The following is a 19858-nucleotide window of genomic DNA, read 5'->3' on the forward strand; positions in this document are numbered from 1 at the left end:
CTACTATTACAAGGACGTAACCCGCATCGGCAAGCGGCGTTAAGTTATTTTTCGGGAATCTCGTATGCGACGTTGGGGCATTCGGAAAAAAGTGCTGGTGGTAACTCTGGTTCCCACTCTTCTCACAACTCTGATCCTGGGGCTGTTCTTCACCTACAGCTGGGTTACCAATATTGAGAGCCTGCTGAAGGATCGCGGCGAATCGCTTTCTCGCCAGCTTGCTGCCGGCTCAGAATACGGTTTATTCACGGCGAATCGCAGTTTGCTAAGCAGCCTCTCTACCGCCCTGCTGGAAGAACAGGATGTGCGCTCAATTACATTCTTCGATAGAGACCGCAGCCGCATGCTGCATACTGGCCCCGGCGGCTCCGACAACCTAGACAGCAAAAAGTTGGCTAGTGAACGTGCGAGCCGTATTGCCAGAACAACCAGCACCCGATTTGTCACCCCGGTTTTTCTTCAGGATCTGATGGTCCAATCCATGCTCGACCCGGACGCCAGGCAATCTGCGTTGCAGCACCGCGAGCCTTTAGGTTGGGTGGCTGTGGAGATGTCCCATACCCGCACCGAAAAAGAGACATACAAAGCACTGTTAATCTCTCTGCTGCTGGTACTTGGCGGGGTTGTTTTCAGCCTTCTGTTTGCGCTCCGGTTGAGCCGAGCCTTCACGGGGCCGGTGTTCGAGTTGAACGAAGCCGTGGCAAAACTCAAAGAAGGTAAGCTTGATACCCGCATCCATACAGGTGCAGGCCCAGAGTTCGAACAGCTTGAGTCCGGCCTCAACGCTATGGCCGAGGAACTGAGCAAGGCCCAGGCAGAAATGCAGCAAAATATTGATCAGGCAACCGAAGACTTGCGAGAGACGCTGGAGACCATCGAAATCCAGAACATCGAGCTGGATTTCGCGCGCAAAGAGGCCCTAGAGGCGAGCCGCATCAAATCTGAATTTCTGGCAAACATGTCCCACGAAATCCGAACACCGCTCAACGGCATCATCGGCTTTACCGAACTATTGCTCAAAAGCCCCCTGCCTCGGCAACAAAGGGATCACCTGAGCACCATTCGCAAGTCGTCGGAAATTCTGCTCACCATCATCAACGATATTCTGGATTTCTCGAAGATTGAAGCCGGCAAGTTGATCCTCGATCGAGTTCCGTTCCAGCTCAGAGAGATTGTGGAAGAAGTGATGGTTATGCTGGCCCCCGCCGCTCACAGCAAAAACCTGGACCTTGTACCTCTAGTGTACAACGACGTACCAGATAACATTATGGGCGATCCTCTGCGAGTTAAGCAGGTGATTACCAACCTAGTCAACAATGCCATCAAGTTTACCCAGACCGGCGAAGTGGTGCTTCGCGCAAGCCTTGAGGAGGAAGACAAAGAAAACAACCGCGTAACCCTACGCCTAAGCATTACCGATTCTGGCGTAGGACTGTCCCGCGCCCAACAACAGTCTCTCTTTAATGCGTTCAGCCAAGCCGATGCCTCAACAGCGCGGCAATATGGCGGCACAGGACTTGGCCTAGCCATTTCCAAGCGTCTGGTAGAAGAGATGGGGGGTAAAATTGGCTTGCAGAGTGAGCTAGGAAAAGGCTCTACGTTCTGGTTTACCCTAACCTCTGAGCTTTCCTCTAGCGGAGAGTCGATTGCACCCAGAGACGCCCTGCGGGGTGAACGAGTTATTTACTTGGAGCACCAGAAAACCTGCGGCCTTGCGATTGAACATGTTTTGCGTGATTGGGGCATGATCGTCGATCGCGCTACATCACCTGTCGCCATGCAGGAGAAAATTGAGGAGGCTCAGAAGAGCCAGTCGGGCTATGCCGCAGCCATTATCGGGATTACCCGGCACTTGCTTAACTCTAGCCAGTACTGCGGTTTGGTACGGACCCTGGAGATTGAACGTGACTGCCGCACACTGATACTTACCCCGACGCTGGAAATTCACGACACGCCCTTGTCGGGCTTGGCCAGCGGCCACCTCACCAAGCCGGTCTGTCGTGAGCCGCTCTATGACGAACTGCTGCTTCTGGTACACGGCATCAATACCTCCGGACAGGGCATTCAACGCCAGGATCATGGGGTGCGCCTGCCAGCTCCCGTAAACGCACCCAGGGTGCTGGCTGTGGACGATAACGACGCCAATCTGAAACTGGTCATGACCCTACTGCAGGACTACCAAATAGATGCCGAAGGCGCATCCAGTGGTTTCGAAGCCCTAAGCAAGGCTCGACAAAAATCTTTTGACCTTGTGTTCATGGATCTTCAAATGCCGGGCATGGACGGCGTGGAAACCACAGCCCGCCTTCGTGAAATGGACAACAGCAACCATAAAACAGCGATCATCGCGCTCACCGCACACGCCCTGGCCGATGAACAGGAACGCCTGGTTCGGCAAGGGTTTGATGGCTATTTGCCCAAGCCCATCAGTAGCGCGCAGCTGGCAGAAACTATACTCGAATGCACCGGCTACCAGTGCCAGCGAGCCGGCCAAACGGGCAGAATTTCTGTGCCAGAAGTTCGGGACACGAGACGTGCCTTGCGCCCTTCCACCCGAAAAATGCAGCGAGACTGTGTGAGCGTGAATGAGAGCATCCAGTTGGCTGCCGGCAAGGCGGATCTGGCTGAAGAATTGTTCAGCATGCTGCTTGAGCAACTTTCTACAGACTTCAGTACCATTGAACGGTTCTGGGACGGGGACGATCTGGAGAGCCTGCTGGAATGCGTGCACAAACTGCATGGAGCAACTCGTTACTGCGGGGTTCCGGAGCTGCGCTCTGCCGCACATCGCTTAGAAACGGCTCTCAAATGCTCATCACCGGACACGGAGCTACAGAAAAACCAGCTAATCTCAGCCATTGAGAGACTACAGATCTGGAGTGATCAGACCGACTGGCAGCAGATGTTCCGGCAGCACCATCAGCGAGCCAAAACCCACTGATGGCGAACTCTTACTAGAACAGATCAAGCCCGGCCGCGGGCCCTGTCAAGAATGGCGCCCATATCCCGGACTGCCTCTTTTAAGCCACAGAATACGGCTCGGGCAATAATAGCGTGGCCAATGTTGAGCTCATTGATACCAGGAATCGCCGCTATGCGCTCCGTGTTGTGGTAGTTCAGGCCATGGCCTGCATTCACAATCAGCCCTTTTTTACGGGCGTAATTCACCGCGTCAGCCAAGGCGTTAAACGCCACCTCTACAGCTTCGGCACCCACGGCCTCGGCATACTCTCCGGTATGCAGCTCGATAACCGGAGCACCGCAGCGCACAGCAGCATCAATCTGAGCGCGATCCGGATCAATAAAGAGAGAAACCTCCGCGCCTAACTTGGCAAGACGCTCACAAGCATTCGCCACACGCGCTTCCTGGCCTTCAACATCGAGACCGCCCTCGGTGGTTAGCTCTTCTCGCTTTTCAGGAACCAGGCACACACACTCAGGCTTAACCTTTTCGGCAAACTCCAACATGGCGTCCGTGACCGCCATCTCAAGATTCATTTTGGTCTGCAGCACTTCCTTGAGCAGCAACACATCACGATCCTGGATATGGCGCCGATCTTCTCTGGGGTGAATCGTAATGCCGTCCGCACCGGCTTCCTCCGCCACTATCGCTGCCTGTACCGGATCGGGATAACGGGTTCCCCGGGCCTCACGTAGAGTTGCAATATGATCAATATTGATGCCAAGCAATACTCTAGGATTCATGTCGTTCTCCCCTTTGGTGAGTGAAAAGATTTCGACTGTTCAATGGACGCCCCTGCAACAGGTAATCTGTGAGTACGCGCATAACCCGTTTAGCCACCCGGCGGCTTGCGATGGTTTCGAAATCGCCGCCGGCAAGGGCCAAAAGCGTATGTCCGGGCAGATTCCGCAACCGCACACCGACAGAAACCGCGGTGACAATTCCCTGTTCGGGGTCGTAGCAATAGGTCTGATTAGCACAGACAGGCTGATCGATATCCGTCGCCAAATCCCAAGCAAAATCGTAACCCAAGGCTGCCGCGAACGCCTGCTCAAACTTCCGTAGTACCGGTTCTACATCTGACGTTTTTGCAAGTAGAGCAAGGGTTTCAATATAAGCGGCAAACAGTGTGGGATGAGGATCTGCTTGGGGCAATACCCGCTGCACCAGCTCATTCAAATACAAGCCACTGTACAGGGACACAGTGCGACGCAGCGCAGGACCATCGCGCACATCTACCTGGGTCAGGGTTTTCAAGTCGCCGCGCCCCACCCAGTCCAACAGCAATGGCTGAAAAGGCTGAAGCTGCGCCTTCAGCGCGCTTTTACTACCGCTGGCACCGCGGGCCACCACAGATAGGCGACCGTGATTCAAGGTAAACAGATCCACCAAAAGACTGGTTTCCCGCCAAGGCCGGCGGTGAATCACATAAGCGGGCTCTTGTTCCTGCGCTCCTTTTCTCATAGTGCCTCAGGGGGCATAGCGGCCTCAGCGGTCGTGCATACCCAGACTTTTCAGAGCGCGCTCGCTATCTGCCCAGCCCCGCTTTACCTTCACCCATAGCCGCAACATGATCTTGCTGTCGAACAGGCGCTCCATATCGAGCCGGGCTTCCTGGCCAATGCGCCGCATCCGTTCGCCCTTATCACCGATCATGATCTTTTTCTGCCCTTCACGCTCCACCAAAATCAACGCAGAAATATGCAGTGTCTTGCCGTCGCGTTTAAACTCCTCAATTTCTACAGCCACGGAGTATGGCAACTCGTCACCAAGCTGACGGGTGATTTTCTCACGAACGATTTCCGAAGCCATGAAACGCTCGCTTCGGTCAGTTATCTGGTCATCCGGGTAGAAATGTATGCTCTCGGGCAAGAACCGCCCCACCGATTCTTCCAGCGGCTTCAGGTTGGTTTCCTGCAGCGCCGACATAGGAATCATTTCAGCAAAATCCCGTTTTCTGGAAAGCATGTCGAGGTGTGGCAGCAGCTTTTCCCGGCTCTCAATCCGGTCAACCTTATTTACCGCCAGAATAACCGGGCATTTAAGGCCACGCAGCTTTTCCAGAACCATTTCGTCCGCGGTGGTCCAAGCAAGTTGGTCCACCACAAATATCACCACATCCACGTCAATAAGCGCCGAAGTCGCCGCTTTGTTCATATACCGGTTCAGGGCCCTGGGCTCTTCTTCGTGCATACCCGGCGTATCCACATATATCGCCTGCACCAAATCCATGGTCTTGATGCCCAGTACCTGGTGGCGTGTGGTTTGCGGCTTACGGGAAGTAATGCTCAGTTTCTGCCCGAGAATATGGTTCAACAGGGTGGATTTGCCCACGTTTGGGCGGCCAACAATAGCTACAAAACCGCAGCGGCTATCTGGATTTTCTGGGCGAGTAATATCATTCATCAGGGTGTCTCCACGCCGAGTTGTTTCAGCGCGCTACGGGCAGCCTCCTGCTCCGCTACGCGACGGCTGCTGCCTACGCCACTGGTTTTTCGATCAAGCGATGGCAACACACAGGACACATGAAATGTCTGGTTATGCGCTTCTCCATCCACAGAAATAACATCATATCTGGGCAATGGGAACTGCCGCGATTGCAGATACTCCTGCAAACGGGTTTTGGGATCTTTTTGGGTATCCTGAAGGTCGAGCTGCTCTAACCGATGCTCGAACCAACGCAACACTTGCTCCCGACAGGTATAAAAATCACTGTCGAGATAGATAGCACCGATAACAGACTCTACCGCATCAGCAAGAATGGACTCGCGACGAAAACCACCGCTTTTTAGTTCGCCAGAACCCAGCCGCATATAGCTTCCCAGCTCAAATTCGCGACCAATCTCGGCCAGGGTTACACCCTTTACCATTCGGGCCCGCAAGCGGCTCAAGTGCCCTTCCCGAGCTTTATCGAAACTCAGAAACAGGGACTCGGCAATAACCATGTTAACGATGGAATCCCCGAGAAACTCCAACCGCTCATTGTTCTGGTTGCCATAACTGCGGTGGGTAAGCGCCAACATGAGGCGCTCGGGCGAATTGAATTGATAACCAATTCGCCGCTGTAACTGATCCAGGTCCGGTTGTGAACTCACTTGCCCTTCATCTCATATCGGTGCTGAAAGTGAACCACAGTATCCAAATTTCGGAAAAGGTTATTACGGACTTCGTAGTCCACATTGATCACTACAAGCTCACCGTCTTTCTCAACTGAAATATCCTTAGCATTAAACCCACGGATATTATTAACACTTAGGCTTTTGTTGATCAGTGTACGAACCCGCGCCGGCCCCATTTGCGACAAACCCTCTTTGCCATCCAGGCTCTCTAATGCCTCTTGAATGGTAAGGTCATCCATATAGGCTGGTCCTACTTTAATAACCAACGTTAGCAGGCTGCCAAAAAACAGCACCATGATTAGGATAACAAGCGCAGAGGCACCGCCCTGTCGATTCATGGCGGAGAGATTATTTTTCTTCATTACAACTGAACTCCAAAATAGTCAGAATTACTCAATACCGCCAACACGCTTGAAGGATGGCAAACTGGTGAAGGACGCCCAGTGCATCCAGATTGCAAATGCCTTGCCCACTATCAACTCATCGGGAACCGTGCCCCAATAACGGCTGTCGTTACTGTTGTCGCGGTTATCACCCATCATGAAGTACTCGCCTTCAGGGATTCTCCACTCGCCCTCGCCGGGGGCACCCGAGCGTCCCATGGTGTGGAAAATATCGTGCTCGGCCGTGCCCAAGTCTTCCCTACGCACTTCCACCGGCGGCAGACGTACAACAAACTCACTCTCAATCAACTGGTCGTTGATAAAAAGCTGCTTGTTGCGATAGCGCACAGTATCTCCGGGCAGGCCAACCACTCGTTTGATGTAATTGGTTTCGCGATCTACGGGATAACGAAATACCATCACATCGCCCCGTTCAGGATCGCCAACATCCAAAACCTTTGTTCCGACAACCGGTAGGCGCAGACCATAGGCATACTTGTTGACCAGAATAAAATCACCGACTTCTAACGTTGGCAGCATGGAGCCTGATGGAATCTGGAAAGGCTCCACCAAAAACGACCGGAGTATCAGCACAATCGCCAGAACCGGAAAAAATGACCGGCTGAGATCGACCAGATAAGGCTCTTTGGGCCCGTCTGCTTCATCCACAACGTCCACGGAGGACGCCGCAAGGCGACGCTTACGGAAAAATAGTATGTCTGCCAGCCAGATCAGTCCAGACGCGAAGGTCAGAACCACCAGAACCAGTGGAAAATCAATATCCATCAAGGTGCCTTTTAATTATCGACTTTCAATACGGCAAGGAACGCTTCTTGAGGCACCTCAACATTACCCAGTTGCTTCATGCGTTTTTTGCCTTCCTTCTGCTTCTGGAGCAGCTTTTTCTTCCGACTGACATCGCCGCCGTAACATTTTGCGGTGACGTTCTTGCGCAGTGCTTTTACACTAACCCTCGACACAATCTGGTTGCCAATGGCGGCCTGGATTGCGATATCAAACATTTGCCTGGGAATCAGCTCTTTCATTTTCTCAATAAGCTGACGCCCCTTGTAGTGGGACTGATCCTTGTGGACGATCAGCGCCAGGGCATCCACGCGCTCCCCGTTTATAAGCACATCCAAACGCACAAGGTTTGCCGGCTGAAAACGAACAAAGTGATAATCCAGTGAGGCGAACCCCCGGCTGGCAGACTTGATGCGATCAAAGAAATCCAACACCACTTCTGCCATCGGCAGCTCGTAAGTCAGCTGCACTTGGTTGGTCGTAAAGTGCATGTGTTTCTGAACCCCACGCTTCTCTTCACACAGGGCGATCACGTTACCCAGGTGCTCTTGGGGTACCAGAATGTTCGCTTCGACAATAGGCTCGCGCATTTCGTCAATCGAGCCAATATCAGGCAACTTTGAGGGGCTGTCTACCGACAGTGTCTCGCCCCGGTTATTCAGCACTTCGTATATAACCGTGGGCGCGGTGGTGATCAGATTAATATCGTATTCACGCTCCAGCCGCTCCTGAATGATCTCCATGTGCAGCATGCCCAAGAAACCACAGCGAAAACCAAAGCCGAGCGCATCGGAGCTTTCAGGTTCGTAAAACAGAGAGGCGTCGTTCAGGGTGAGCTTATCCAGTGCGTCTCGAAAATCGTTATAGTCGTCCGCACTTACCGGGAACAACCCGGCATAGACCTGCGGCTGAACCTTCTTGAACCCCGGCAACATAGGCGTATCTGCGGCAAACTTTTGATGCACAATGGTGTCACCCACAGGTGCGCCGTGTATGTCTTTGATACCCGCAACAACAAAACCTACGTCACCGGCTTCCAATATGTCGGTATCATGAGGTTTGGGGTTAAAAATCCCCACTTTGTCCGCATTCCACGCTTTGCCCGTAGATTTTATAACAATCTTTTCGCCTTTTTTCATAACACCCTGGGTAACTCGAACAAGGGAAACCACACCCAGATAGTTATCGAACCAGGAATCGATGATCAGCGCCTGCAGCGGGGCAGCTCGATCACCCTGGGGTGGCGGGATGTTCTGAATAAGGTCTTCCAGAACGTCCTCAACACCCATGCCGCTCTTGGCGGAGCAACGTACGGCGTTCGAGGCGTCGATGCCGATGATATCTTCTATTTCTGCGGCGACCCGCTCTGGCTCTGCCTGAGGCAAGTCCATCTTGTTCAGAACCGGAACAACTTCCAGACCCTGTTCAATGGCGGTGTAACAGTTAGCAACAGACTGGGCCTCCACGCCTTGGCCGGCATCTACAACCAGCAGCGCACCTTCACAGGCGTACAAAGAACGGGATACTTCATAGGAGAAATCCACGTGGCCTGGCGTGTCGATGAAGTTCAGTTTGTATTCATGGCCGTCCCGCGCGGTGTAATTCAACGTGACGCTCTGGGCCTTAATGGTGATGCCCCGCTCTCGCTCCAAATCCATGGAGTCCAACACCTGTTCGGCCATCTCCCGTTTGGTCAGACCTCCGCAAACCTGGATAAAACGGTCTGCAATGGTGGATTTGCCATGGTCAATGTGGGCGATTATGGAGAAATTACGGATTCGGCTCAGTTCAGTCACAGACAATGAATACTCATAAAAAAACGAAGGATTGAACCCGGAGAGGCCACTATCAGGACCCGGGGCCGGCGTGATTTTACCGGTTACCGGCCGCCATTGCTATGATCAGGAAATAAGCGGTCGCTCATACTGCCGGATCAGGAAACCAATCAGCGCGTCTTCATCCAGCGGGTAGCTGAACAGATTGCCCTGGCACTGGGTACACCCGGCCGATTTCAGGAAACTCAACTGCTGCGGTGTTTCTACACCTTCAGCCACAACCGTAAGGTGGAGCTTTTGCGCCAATGCAATAACCGCAGACGCCACATCCGTTGCACTGACATTGTACGGAATATCGCGAATAAAGCGGTGATCAATTTTTATTACATCTAGGGGAAGCTGCTGCAATGCAACAAGAGAACAGGAGCCAGCGCCAAAATCGTCCAGAATCAGGCAAACACCAAGATCATTGAGCGACACAAGAAGCTCGCGCAACATGCGAGGGTCTTCGTTCAACAACTCCACGGGCATTTCCAGTTCCAGCTTTTCAGGGGAGACACCGGTTTCGGTAATCACCTGCCGGACCATATCAAGAAAACGGGAATCTGTGACCTGCCGAACCGACAGATTTACCGCCATCTTTAGAGCTTCAAACCCTGCCCTCTCCAGCGCCTGCACCTGAATACAGGCTTGACGCAACGCCATTTCGCCCAAACGCACAATCAGCCCGGTTTCTTCCGCCAGACCAATGAACTGTTGCGCCGATACCAGACCCTTTTCCGGGTGATGCCAGCGCAGGAAAGCTTCCACGCCAATCACCCGCTCACTGATCAAATCTATCTTGGGCTGATAATGCAAAACGAAACGGTCACCTTCCAGAGCACTCGCCAACTCCTCTTGCTGCAGCAGCCGGCGCGCAGCTTTGATATTCATGGCGGGAGTAAAGAACTGATAAGTATTCCGGCCCATTTCTTTGGCCCGATACATAGCCAAATCTGCAAACTTCATCAGGGCGCCAGGATCTTCACTGTCGTGGGGAATCATGGTTATACCGATACTGACGGTAATGCCTACCTCATGGTCGCTCAAACGAACCCTCTGACAGAGCCTGCGCAGGATTGTTTCCGCAACCTTGGCGGCCGCACCTGTGCCACTGATTTGAGAGAGCAGCACAACAAACTCATCGCCGCCAAGCCTGGCCACAGAATCTTCTTCACGCACACAACCTTCAAGCCACTGCGCCACTTGGCGCAGAAGCTCGTCGCCGGCGTCATGGCCAAGGGTATCGTTAATACGCTTGAAGCCATCCAGATCCAGGAACATCAAAGCAGCAGGCTCACCGCTTCTGCGGCTCCGACGCACCACATTGTTCAGGCGATCACGGAACAGCTGGCGGTTAGCGAGCCCGGTAAGAGGATCGTAAAAGGCCAACCGATGCAATTCAGACTGGGCGGCTTTCAGCTGTGTCAGGTCTCGCAGGCTAAGGACCACACCGTTCACGCCAGGTACCGTCAACATGTCGGTATAGGTGCCTTCCATATCACGCCAGTTACTTGCAGCGTCGCAAATGCGCGCCCGGATAACCGGCATCTGCTTGCCCGGCGCTTGAACAGCGTCATCAAACCCTTGCTTCAATTGGGGCCAATCGTCTTCGTGTACCAGGCTATCCAGTGCAAGCGCCTGCACTTCGTCTGGGTTAAATCCGAGAATGTCAAAACTGGACGGACTGGCATAAAGAGGTGTGCCTGCTTCGTCCATAACCAGAGTTACGTTGGCGGCCCCTTCGGTAATGGCGCGATAACGTCCTTCGCTAATCTGTGCCATAAGGCGCGAACGAATCAGTACCAGCGCTATAATAAACAGTAGCAGGCTTATGGCAGCACCACTGCCAAGTACAATCGATGGACGCGGATCTGACGCCAGATAGTCGAAGGCAGGAGTGGATCGGGTTTGCAACTGCCAGTCCCGCCCGCCGTGGCTTACGGTCTGGCTCATTTCGAAGCTGAACTCATTGTCCAGTGAGCCGAGGTTGGAGCCGTACATCAGGTTTTCGCGGGCAACCACGCCATCATCGTAAATACGGACATCAAGAAACGGTGAAATCAGACCAATAATGCCGTCAAGAAGGTTGTTCATACGAAACGCACTGAACACAAAACCAGCCAACATCATGCGGCGCTCAGCCCGTATTTCCGGCACCTCCCCACCCTGATATACCGGGTAATACATCAGGAAGCTGGCCTGCCCTTCCGCCAGTTCTTCCTGCACCAAAACCACTTTGGCTGTTACCGTCGGAATGGCATCATCCCGCGATCGCTCCATGGCTTTGCGATGAACCGGGTCACTGAACGCATCGTAACCTAAGGCTTTTCTGTTGCTTTCTGTTCCTGGTTCAAGGTACACCATGGGATAGTAAAAAGGCCCTACTCCCAGCGGGTTAACCAGATATTTGTACACACCCTCTGCGCGCACCGACGCAATGTGATCGGCCATCTCCCGCACTTCAATACGTTCAACGTACCCTATACCCTGTATACCCGGGTAATAGCGGTTGATATCCACCTTATGAACGTATTCACGCCACTGTTCACGGGAAACCTCGCCGGCGACGGCAAAAAGTCCGGCACTGCCTGCCAGAACCTGCTCGTAGTTGAGCAAACGTTCCTCAATAGCCGTTTTCAATTGCAGGGACTGAGTACGAAACCGGGCTTCGGTGCGATCATCTACCAACCGGATTGAAAACTGCCAAGACAATACCGTTACAGCAATAGCCACAACCAGAAGCAGCCAAGCGAGCCAGCCATTGCGAAGTTTCAAAAGTTGCAGGAGGGGGAGATCCTTTCTGTTCATAATCTGACCTGGTCCATTCCGTGGCCGCACTTATTATTGTCGCAGGGAAGTATAACAAAAACCTCCAGACCTGTCGTTTGTAACATCAGACATGGAGGTTTTTTTGCAATAATATGACGACTGTTCAGACTTGGTCTATCAGGGCTTCATCACCAGATAGATAGCTCTGCCCTGGCGCACTACGCGAACAGAGACGGCCCGCCCTTCTGGCAGTGCCTTGACCGCCATCTGGAAGTCGTCAACCGACGTCACTGTTTTTCTGTTGATTTCAGTGATCACATCTCGGGCCCGAACACCGGCATTATAAGCTGCCCCTCTGTTTACAGCTGTCACAACAACGCCGCCGGACACGCCAATAGAATCAGCCAAGTCCGATGGCAATGGTTCAACAGTCAGCCCTAAAGGTGAGGCGGATGCATCACCTTCAGAAGGAGCTGCTTGCTGAGCACCATTCTCATCCGGCAGTTGGCCAATTTCCACATCCAGCGTGATTTCTTTGCCCCCACGAAGAACGGTAAGGCGAGCCGTTTCACCCACGGGAGTACGACCCACCAAAGGCGGCAAGTCTGAAGACAGCTGAACATCGTCGCCATCATACTTAAGCACTATGTCACCAGCCTCCAAGCCACCTCCTTGGGCGGGAGAACCATTCAAAACTTCTGCAATCAAGGCGCCCCTTGGGCGCTTGAGGCCGAAGGATTCTGCCAGATCACGATTCACTTCTTGAATCAGAACACCTAGCCAGCCACGGGAAACTGCACCTTTGTCCCGGATCTGACGAAACACGCTCATGGCATCGTCAATGGGAATGGCAAAAGAAACCCCCATGAAACCGCCGGAGCGGGTGTAAATTTGCGAGTTAATACCGATCACCTCGCCGTCAAGATTGAACAGCGGGCCACCAGAGTTACCCGGGTTAATGGCCACGTCGGTCTGGATAAACGGAACGTAGTTCTCGGTTGGAAGCGAACGGCCTAGCGCACTGACAATGCCGGCTGTAACCGTGTAATCAAAACCAAACGGCGAACCGATCGCAAACACCCACTCACCCACTTTCAGGTCTTTTGACCGCCCTGTTTTCACAACGGGCAGATCATCTCCGTTCTCGATTTTCAAAACAGCCATATCTGAACGGGGGTCTGTACCAACCAGTGTTGCCGGCAGCTCACGGCGATCATTGAGCCTTACGATAATTTCATCGGCACCTTCAACCACATGGTTATTGGTCAGCACATAGCCATCAGCAGACACAATAAACCCCGATCCCATGGAGCGGCTTGGCTGAGGCTCGCTCGGTGCACGACCAAAGGGTGACTGAGGGCTGCGAAAGAATTCCTGGAAGAACTCTGGCAACTGCTCGAGTTGCCGCTCATCAAAGGGCAAACCGTGAAAACGCTTATTCCCGGCAGCCGGCGTACTAGCTGTACTGGTGGTACTTATGTTAACGACCGCGCCAGCATTTTCCTCAACCAGCCCGGTAAAATCTGGCAATCCATTCGCGAGACCCGCTTGGCTCCACGCCATCAGCAAGATAGCGATCAGCGCCAGCATCAAAGACCCCTGCGCCTTCTGAGCATATGGCGCCGGGGAAAACCGGCTAACTGCATTTGTGGCTTTTAGCATGTCAGAATCCCCTGTATGTCATGTGAGCGAGTCGGAATGAGCAACCATTCCAGCCGGGATACGGTTTACCCGGAGCAATCTGGGTTCATAGCTGCCGGCGTTCCGGCGCTGTATTTGCCGGCTTATCAGAAAGCCGGAGGCAAGACCGGCCGCAGCGCCAAGCATAGCCGCAAAATCACTGCCCGCGAACAGATAATGCCCGATCATACTGGCCATCACCATGAGCAATAACGGAAGAGCATACACCAGCAATGAAGCGACCAGGAGTGCGCTTTCATCAATGCCAAGGGTCACCTCTTCGCCAACACAGGCGTTCACGGAATTAAAGACACGAACCTGATTGGCTCGACCACCAGTTGCCGCAGCCAGCACCTTCTGACCGCAGCCATTGCGCGCAGAACAACTTTGACAAGCGTTGGCGCGAATGGTCTGAACCCAAGCATGCTCGCCCGTAACGGCAACGACTTTGCCAGACTCCGTAATCATTAATCTCTCGCACCAAAAGCAAAGGCCTCATCAATCCGCACGGATTCGGCAACTTGACGGGCGGAAGTAGGTGGTAACTCGCCCACAACGGTCACCAAGAATGCTCTGTCTCCGTTCTGCAACTGACGCATATAGATGGTTGTTGCACCTACGCGGGAAGCACCGGTGGGCATGTGCACTGAGCCAGTGGGCTCGACAAACACAGAGAATGCCGCCAGCCCATCTGAAAATGCAACGGCCTGTCCTCTCCGGGAACTGGGCGCTGCGGCAGGTTCAAAACCGTCTGGGCGCCAATCAAGATGCCAGCCATGCATACGCGCTGTGCTTGAAAATTCGTCCTGAACACCTGCGTCATTCAAAGTGCGGGAAATTTCACGGCCTTCAGAGCGGATTTCGAACTCGCTGTCCGCAATATCCTCGGTAATCTCAAGATTGGTGAACTGAAAATGCTCCAGCACTTCACCACTAGCTGCTCGCACGTGGCTTTTCACCAACAGCCCAGTGGACTTTTCCAGCCACAAACGATGACTGTATCTATGTCGATCTTTGGCCGTCAGGGCAACAGTCACCACATCATAACCGGCAACACGGCCCTCACCCTTCAGCTCAGCACTGTACCAGCGGCTTACGGGAATCAGTTGGCTCGTAAATGCCTCCGCAAACGGCCCAGAAGGAATGATTTGCTCCAGCTGTACCTTGCCCTGTTCGGGGAGCACGCAGACCACATTCATATCTCGCCGCACAATTTCGCCACTGCCGCCATCCTGCAAAACCAGCCGTTCCTCCACGATACCCTTGTGAAAACGATGGGCAATCTGCATGGAATGTACGTTGGATCCCCTAGCGTATACGAACACACCGCGATAAGACGTCATATTCAAGGCCGGCCCCAACCGTTCAAGCCAGTAGGCTGCTGTTTTTTCTTCGGCCACCCCATATGTCGGCATGGCCAAAGCCAATACAAGCGCAAGGAACCTGGGCAGCGATAAGCTCAGATTGGAAGAACGGGCTTTGCTCATGGTCACCTTTATGACTCTCAATCAGTAGCCGCCGCTGGCACTTACAAGGCGGGCATAGCCCACCGAGCCTTGCCCGGCACCTACACTGTTATGCTGAGCGTGCTCTAGCAGATAGCGGTTCATGTATTCCCACTGCTGTTTATCAAGCCCCTGCAGGGCTACTTCCCGAACTGGCGCGGCCTCACCAGAATACATCGTATCGGCTGGCTCTGTTGCGGAGGCAGACGCCAGTTCATCCGTGGAAATCTCGCCGGATTCCCACCCGGCCCCGGCACCAAACCCTACAAGCAAAGCGGTCGCAATCATGGCAACAGCTGGCCAACGCCAAGGCTGCGGCGCCTCACGATCCGCGGCAACACTGGGCGCTCGCAACTGAGTGCGGCCATCCAGTCTTTCGCGCACGGCTGTACTCACATCCACGCCGTCCGCCGGGGAATGGCCTCCGTGCATCAGATCGTGAATTCCCTGCCATCGCTGCCACTGATCACGAACGTGGCCTTGATTCTCATGGGATAACAAGCGCCGAACTGACAGTTCGTCGGCTTCATCGTCCATCATGGCAGACAGTGTTTCTCGGAGACGATCATCCATAGGATGCACCTTCAATTACGTCACAGAATGGTTTAGCAAGGGGCCCAAGCGCCGATCAACGGCATCCCGGGCCCGAAAAATACGCGAGCGTACAGTCCCAATGGGACACTCCAGAATCCGCGCAATGTCTTCATAGCTGAGGCCGTCGTACTCTCGCAGTAGGAATGCTGACCGTAGCTCTTCTGGCAAAGCGGCTATCGCGTTACTAAGTTCATTTTGTAGCTGTTCGCGTTGGAGCAAACGTTCGGGCGAGGCAATATCCCGCAACCGTCTACCATCATCATAATTTTCTGCTTCAGCCGAATCAGCACTTCCCTGAGGTCTGCGACTGCGGGATTCAAGATAGTTCTTGGCGGTATTTACGGCGATGCGGTACAACCAGGTATAAAAGGCACTGTCACCACGGAAACGCTCAATAGCCCGGTAAGCTTTAATGAACGTTTCCTGAGTAAGATCCATCACCTCCTGACTGTCATAAATATACCGACTGATAATAGAGGCCACCCTCGACTGGTACTTTACAACCAACAAATCAAAGGCTGCACGATCACCGTTCCGGACTTTGCGAACAAGTTGCAGGTCGGTCTGGCGGTCTGGCTGCTCAGTTTGCTTTTGGTCATTAGGGGCCATGGGCGCTGCGCCGGTATCTATGCCGGTATTCTCCGGTTTTATGGCCAATTTTCCGGCCGATACGAGTTTCTGAGGATTCATACTCACTATCCGGCGCCCGTTTAGAGAAAGGACGACCCAGCCTATAAGGCAAGATCATCCGTTAGGCCAAATAGACAGCAAGCGTAAAGTTTAGTTCAATACACGTCTACATTATGGCCCGCGATAACGACCCGATGCCACAGTCCTATGAATACGATGTTCTCATTATCGGCAGCGGTGCTGCCGGTCTAACTGTTGCGCTTAATCTTCCGCAGCATTTGAAGGTGTGCGTGGTTAGCAAAGCCGACATCAGCAGCGGCGCCACACTCTGGGCTCAGGGCGGCATTGCTGCTGTTCTGGACGATCAGGATTCCACCGAAAACCATGTGCAAGACACACTTGTTGCAGGCGGAGGCCTGTGCAATGAAGAGGCCGTACGATTTACCGTAGAACACAGTAAAAAGAGCATTGAATGGCTCATTGAAACCGGCGTGAACTTTACTCGAGACACGGACGCACAGCTCCACCTTACTCGCGAGGGCGGTCACAGCCACCGGCGCATTATTCATGCCGCGGATGCCACCGGGCATGCCGTCTCTACAACATTGACAGCTCAAGCACTGGCGCGACCAAACATCGAACTTAGATCCAGCCGCGTTGCCGTAGATTTGATCACCAACCGCAAGCTGGCACTACCAGGCAACCGCTGTGTTGGCGCCTATATATTGAACCTTGATGACAACCACGTGGAGCTATTCCGGGCGCGCTTCACGGTGATTGCAACCGGTGGCGCCTCCAAAGCGTACCGTTACACCACAAACCCAGACGGCGCCTCCGGAGATGGCATTGCCATGGCATGGCGTGCCGGCTGCCGGGTTGCCAATATGGAGTTCAATCAGTTTCACCCTACTTGCCTGTACCACCCTCACGCCAAGTCATTCCTTATTACCGAGGCGGTGCGAGGTGAAGGTGGGTTACTAAAACTGCCTGACGGCTCCCGCTTCATGGATCGCTTTGACGACCGCGGAGAACTGGCACCACGGGACATAGTCGCCCGCGCCATCGACCACGAAATGAAACGACTGGGCGCAGATCACCTATTGCTGGATATCAGCCATAAACCGGCAGACTTTATTCGGCATCATTTCCCAACCATTTACGAAAAGTGCCTCGAATTTGGCATCGACATTACCCGGGAGCCCATCCCGGTGGTGCCCGCAGCGCACTATACCTGCGGTGGCATTGTCACCGATGAGCGAGCGCGAACCGACATCAACCAACTCTATGTGGTAGGCGAAGCCGGCTTTACTGGGCTTCATGGCGCCAACCGCATGGCGAGCAACTCACTACTGGAGTGCTTGGTTTATGGCCGCGCCGCCGCTGCTGACATTACACGCCGAGAGGCAGATATCCCGCCCCCTCCAGATGCACCCGCATGGGATGAAAGCCAGGTACGCGATTCCGACGAAGATGTTGTTATTTCCCACAACTGGGACGAATTACGCCACTTTATGTGGGATTATGTGGGTATTGTGCGCACAACCAAGCGCCTGCAGCGGGCCAAGCATCGAGTGGATTTGCTCTCAGGGGAAATTGGCGAGTTTTACAACAATTATCGGGTAACCAATGATCTGTTGGAGCTGAGAAACCTGGTAACTGTATCTGATCTGATTATCTGCTCAGCACTGCAGCGCAAGGAAAGCCGTGGCCTGCACTACACGCTGGATTATCCGGGACTCCTACACGAGCCTCGTGATACCGTGCTGATCCCCACAACCTACAGAACTCCTTCTCCGTAAAGAGAACAGCTAAGCAACCAAGAGAGCCACTATGCAAGACCCCAAAGCCCCCGCGGACAATTCAGACTTCAACCGCCTCTGGTGGCATAGCCGCCGTGGCATGCTGGAGCTGGATGTGTTGCTGATTCCGTTTTTGGAAGAAGCCTACCGGGATCTGGATAAGGAAGATCAGGCGCGCTATGAAAAACTTCTGACCTGTGAGGACACCGATATATTTGAATGGTTCATGCAGCGTAGCCGCCCAGACAATGCGGATCTCCAGCGTATCGTCGACATCATCCTCGCCCGTGTCCAGCCAGATTGATCTCACGCTATCTCGCTGTGGTGTAGCAGGTTGTCTGGCTGCTGCACCATGGTTGATCGCCAGCGCCTTCATACTTATTGCTGGCGCCTCTGGCAAACACTGGATGTACGCGCTGGCACCGCTCACCTTGGCAGGCGCCATCTTCCAGTACCGACTGAATGGGCTGCTGGCCGGGCCGTCGGCCGTTCTGGGGCTGCATCAGGATCAGAACACCCTCTACGCACGCTTAGGTAACGGGCAAATTCTGGCCGTGAATGCCTGTCCTGCGAGCCGCATCAGTTCAAAGCTTGTGCTCTTGAAACTGCAGCCAATCGCCTCCAGATCTGCTTCATATCCGGTTGTGTTATTCTCCGGCACACGGATTGCCGGTAACGTATCCGAAGATCAGTTTCGTCGCCTGAGAATGTGGCTCAGACTGGGCCGCGCTCAGCAAACATTTGAATAGTATTTTGCCCGGAGTTCTCCCATGACTGGTACAGACACACCTGTTTCAGCCACGCCTGTTTACACATCAGCCGAGTGCCCAGCGCCGGCTTCGGGCCGCATTCTGTTAACCAATCGCGTTCTGGTTCGCATCGCAGGCTCTGGTACCGACAAGTTCCTTCAGGGCCAGTTAAGCCAAAATCTTGATGACGTGAAAGCAGGTACATCACCCCGCGCCGCAGGTGCAACCCCAAAAGGCCGAGCCTACTGCCTAACGCGACTGGTTCGAGATGGTGACGACGTACTGCTGGACCTGCCCTCCGAGCTGGCAGAGCCAATTATGGCTCACCTACGCAAATACATGATGCTGTTTCGTGGCACATCCATGACGGCCGAAACCGACGGACACATCATCGGCCTGCTGGGCAACGATGCAGCCTCAAGCCTCGCCGGAGGTCATTTGGACAGCCTGGCATCCCCAGGAGACACTCTGGCACTGGATTGCGGATTCCTGATCCGCACAGAGAATACAGGTGAAGGACTGCCGCGCTTTGAGTTGTGGCAACCCACCGCAAATGATCCGGAACTGAACAGCATTCCAGAGAGGACTCTTGCCGATTGGCAGGCCTCTGAAATTGCGGCAGGCGTCCCCATGCTGAGCACCGCAACCAGCGAATCCTACGTGCCGCAAATGCTGAACTGGCAACATTTGGGCGGCGTGCATTTCAAAAAAGGCTGTTACACCGGCCAGGAAGTGATCGCGCGGATGCACTTTCTCGGGCAGCTCAAAAAAAGCTTGTTCCGTTTCCGCATGGCAAAAGTTAACTCCTTGCCCACACCGGGAACGTCCATCATGGCGGGCGAACGCTCAATAGGTGAGGTGGTTAATTCCGTCGGTTTTAACAACGGTTCCTGCGAAGTACTTGTGGTTATCCGGCACGACGCCGCCGAGGGAAAGCTGGTTGCAGATGGTTTCCCAGAGGCCGTGCTACAGCCCCAACCTCTGCCTTACACCGTTACCGAACGAGAAGGCAGCGCACCAAAGGATACATAAGTTGACAGGCAAACC

18 protein-coding genes are annotated in these 19858 nt (G+C 53.8%); 5 read left to right on the top strand and 13 right to left on the bottom strand.

The features are described 5' to 3' along the window. The first annotated feature begins 64 nt into the window (after nt 1-64). Nucleotides 65-2941, top strand: coding sequence for an ATP-binding protein (locus tag ACTH3S_RS01085; RefSeq protein ID WP_441807169.1), 2877 nt, complete (start codon nt 65-67; stop codon nt 2939-2941). A 23-nt stretch (nt 2942-2964) separates the two neighbouring features. On the opposite strand, the gene pdxJ is transcribed toward ACTH3S_RS01085, so the two are convergent. The 13 genes from pdxJ to rpoE form a co-directional block, all read right to left on the bottom strand. Next, on the bottom strand, nt 2965-3705 hold the full coding sequence (pdxJ, locus tag ACTH3S_RS01090; RefSeq protein ID WP_441807170.1) for a pyridoxine 5'-phosphate synthase: 741 nt from the start codon (nt 3703-3705) through the stop codon (nt 2965-2967). Next, on the bottom strand, nt 3695-4426 hold the full coding sequence (recO, locus tag ACTH3S_RS01095) for a DNA repair protein RecO (RefSeq protein WP_441807171.1): 732 nt from the start codon (nt 4424-4426) through the stop codon (nt 3695-3697). Before recO ends, pdxJ begins: the two co-directional genes overlap by 11 nt. 24 nt (nt 4427-4450) lie before the next feature. After that, on the bottom strand, nt 4451-5368 hold the full coding sequence (gene era / locus ACTH3S_RS01100) for a GTPase Era (RefSeq protein ID WP_441807172.1): 918 nt from the start codon (nt 5366-5368) through the stop codon (nt 4451-4453). Then, entirely contained in the window at nt 5368-6057 is a 690-nt protein-coding gene (rnc, locus tag ACTH3S_RS01105; RefSeq protein ID WP_441807173.1) for a ribonuclease III, read from the bottom strand. Before rnc ends, era begins: the two co-directional genes overlap by 1 nt. Next, nucleotides 6054-6443 (bottom strand): DUF4845 domain-containing protein, encoded by a 390-nt coding sequence (locus ACTH3S_RS01110; RefSeq protein ID WP_441807174.1) that lies wholly within the window; start codon nt 6441-6443, stop codon nt 6054-6056. The genes rnc and ACTH3S_RS01110 overlap by 4 nt, the downstream gene beginning before the upstream one ends. 27 nt (nt 6444-6470) lie before the next feature. Then, a complete protein-coding gene (gene lepB, locus ACTH3S_RS01115; protein WP_441807175.1) occupies nt 6471-7250 on the bottom strand; it encodes a signal peptidase I in 780 nt (259 codons plus the stop codon). A gap of 11 nt (nt 7251-7261) precedes the next feature. After that, nucleotides 7262-9064 carry a translation elongation factor 4 gene (gene lepA / locus ACTH3S_RS01120; RefSeq protein ID WP_441807176.1) on the bottom strand — a complete coding sequence of 601 codons (1803 nt, stop codon included), beginning with the start codon at nt 9062-9064 and terminating at the stop codon, nt 7262-7264. Nucleotides 9065-9169: 105 nt separating this feature from the next. Continuing rightward, entirely contained in the window at nt 9170-11893 is a 2724-nt protein-coding gene (locus ACTH3S_RS01125; protein ID WP_441807177.1) for a bifunctional diguanylate cyclase/phosphodiesterase, read from the bottom strand. Nucleotides 11894-12031: 138 nt separating this feature from the next. Continuing rightward, nucleotides 12032-13444, bottom strand: coding sequence for a DegQ family serine endoprotease (locus tag ACTH3S_RS01130; RefSeq protein WP_441807238.1), 1413 nt, complete (start codon nt 13442-13444; stop codon nt 12032-12034). Nucleotides 13445-13534: 90 nt separating this feature from the next. Next, nucleotides 13535-14002 carry a SoxR reducing system RseC family protein gene (locus tag ACTH3S_RS01135; RefSeq protein ID WP_441807178.1) on the bottom strand — a complete coding sequence of 156 codons (468 nt, stop codon included), beginning with the start codon at nt 14000-14002 and terminating at the stop codon, nt 13535-13537. Beyond that, a complete protein-coding gene (locus tag ACTH3S_RS01140) occupies nt 14002-15021 on the bottom strand; it encodes a MucB/RseB C-terminal domain-containing protein (RefSeq protein WP_441807179.1) in 1020 nt (339 codons plus the stop codon). Before ACTH3S_RS01140 ends, ACTH3S_RS01135 begins: the two co-directional genes overlap by 1 nt. Nucleotides 15022-15042: 21 nt before the next feature. Beyond that, complete coding sequence (locus ACTH3S_RS01145) at nt 15043-15612, bottom strand: sigma-E factor negative regulatory protein (protein ID WP_441807180.1); 570 nt, start codon at nt 15610-15612, stop codon at nt 15043-15045. A gap of 15 nt (nt 15613-15627) precedes the next feature. After that, a complete protein-coding gene (gene rpoE / locus ACTH3S_RS01150) occupies nt 15628-16242 on the bottom strand; it encodes an RNA polymerase sigma factor RpoE (protein ID WP_441807239.1) in 615 nt (204 codons plus the stop codon). A 215-nt stretch (nt 16243-16457) separates the two neighbouring features. Here rpoE and nadB point away from each other — a divergent pair, with 215 nt between their 5' ends. From nadB to ygfZ, 4 genes are read left to right on the top strand one after another with little or no spacing between them, the layout of a single operon-like run. Further along, a complete protein-coding gene (gene nadB, locus ACTH3S_RS01155) occupies nt 16458-18062 on the top strand; it encodes an L-aspartate oxidase (RefSeq protein ID WP_441807181.1) in 1605 nt (534 codons plus the stop codon). 31 nt (nt 18063-18093) lie between these two features. After that, nucleotides 18094-18366, top strand: a complete 273-nt coding sequence (locus tag ACTH3S_RS01160; RefSeq protein WP_441807182.1) for an FAD assembly factor SdhE — start codon at nt 18094-18096, stop codon at nt 18364-18366. Next, nucleotides 18350-18811 carry a hypothetical protein gene (locus ACTH3S_RS01165; protein WP_441807183.1) on the top strand — a complete coding sequence of 154 codons (462 nt, stop codon included), beginning with the start codon at nt 18350-18352 and terminating at the stop codon, nt 18809-18811. The genes ACTH3S_RS01160 and ACTH3S_RS01165 overlap by 17 nt, the downstream gene beginning before the upstream one ends. Before the next feature lie 21 nt (nt 18812-18832). Continuing rightward, a complete protein-coding gene (gene ygfZ, locus ACTH3S_RS01170; protein ID WP_441807184.1) occupies nt 18833-19843 on the top strand; it encodes a CAF17-like 4Fe-4S cluster assembly/insertion protein YgfZ in 1011 nt (336 codons plus the stop codon). The last annotated feature ends 15 nt before the right edge of the window (nt 19844-19858 follow it).

This window comes from Marinobacter sp., from assembly GCF_052094685.1.
Taxonomy (GTDB): Bacteria; Pseudomonadota; Gammaproteobacteria; order Pseudomonadales; family Oleiphilaceae; genus Marinobacter.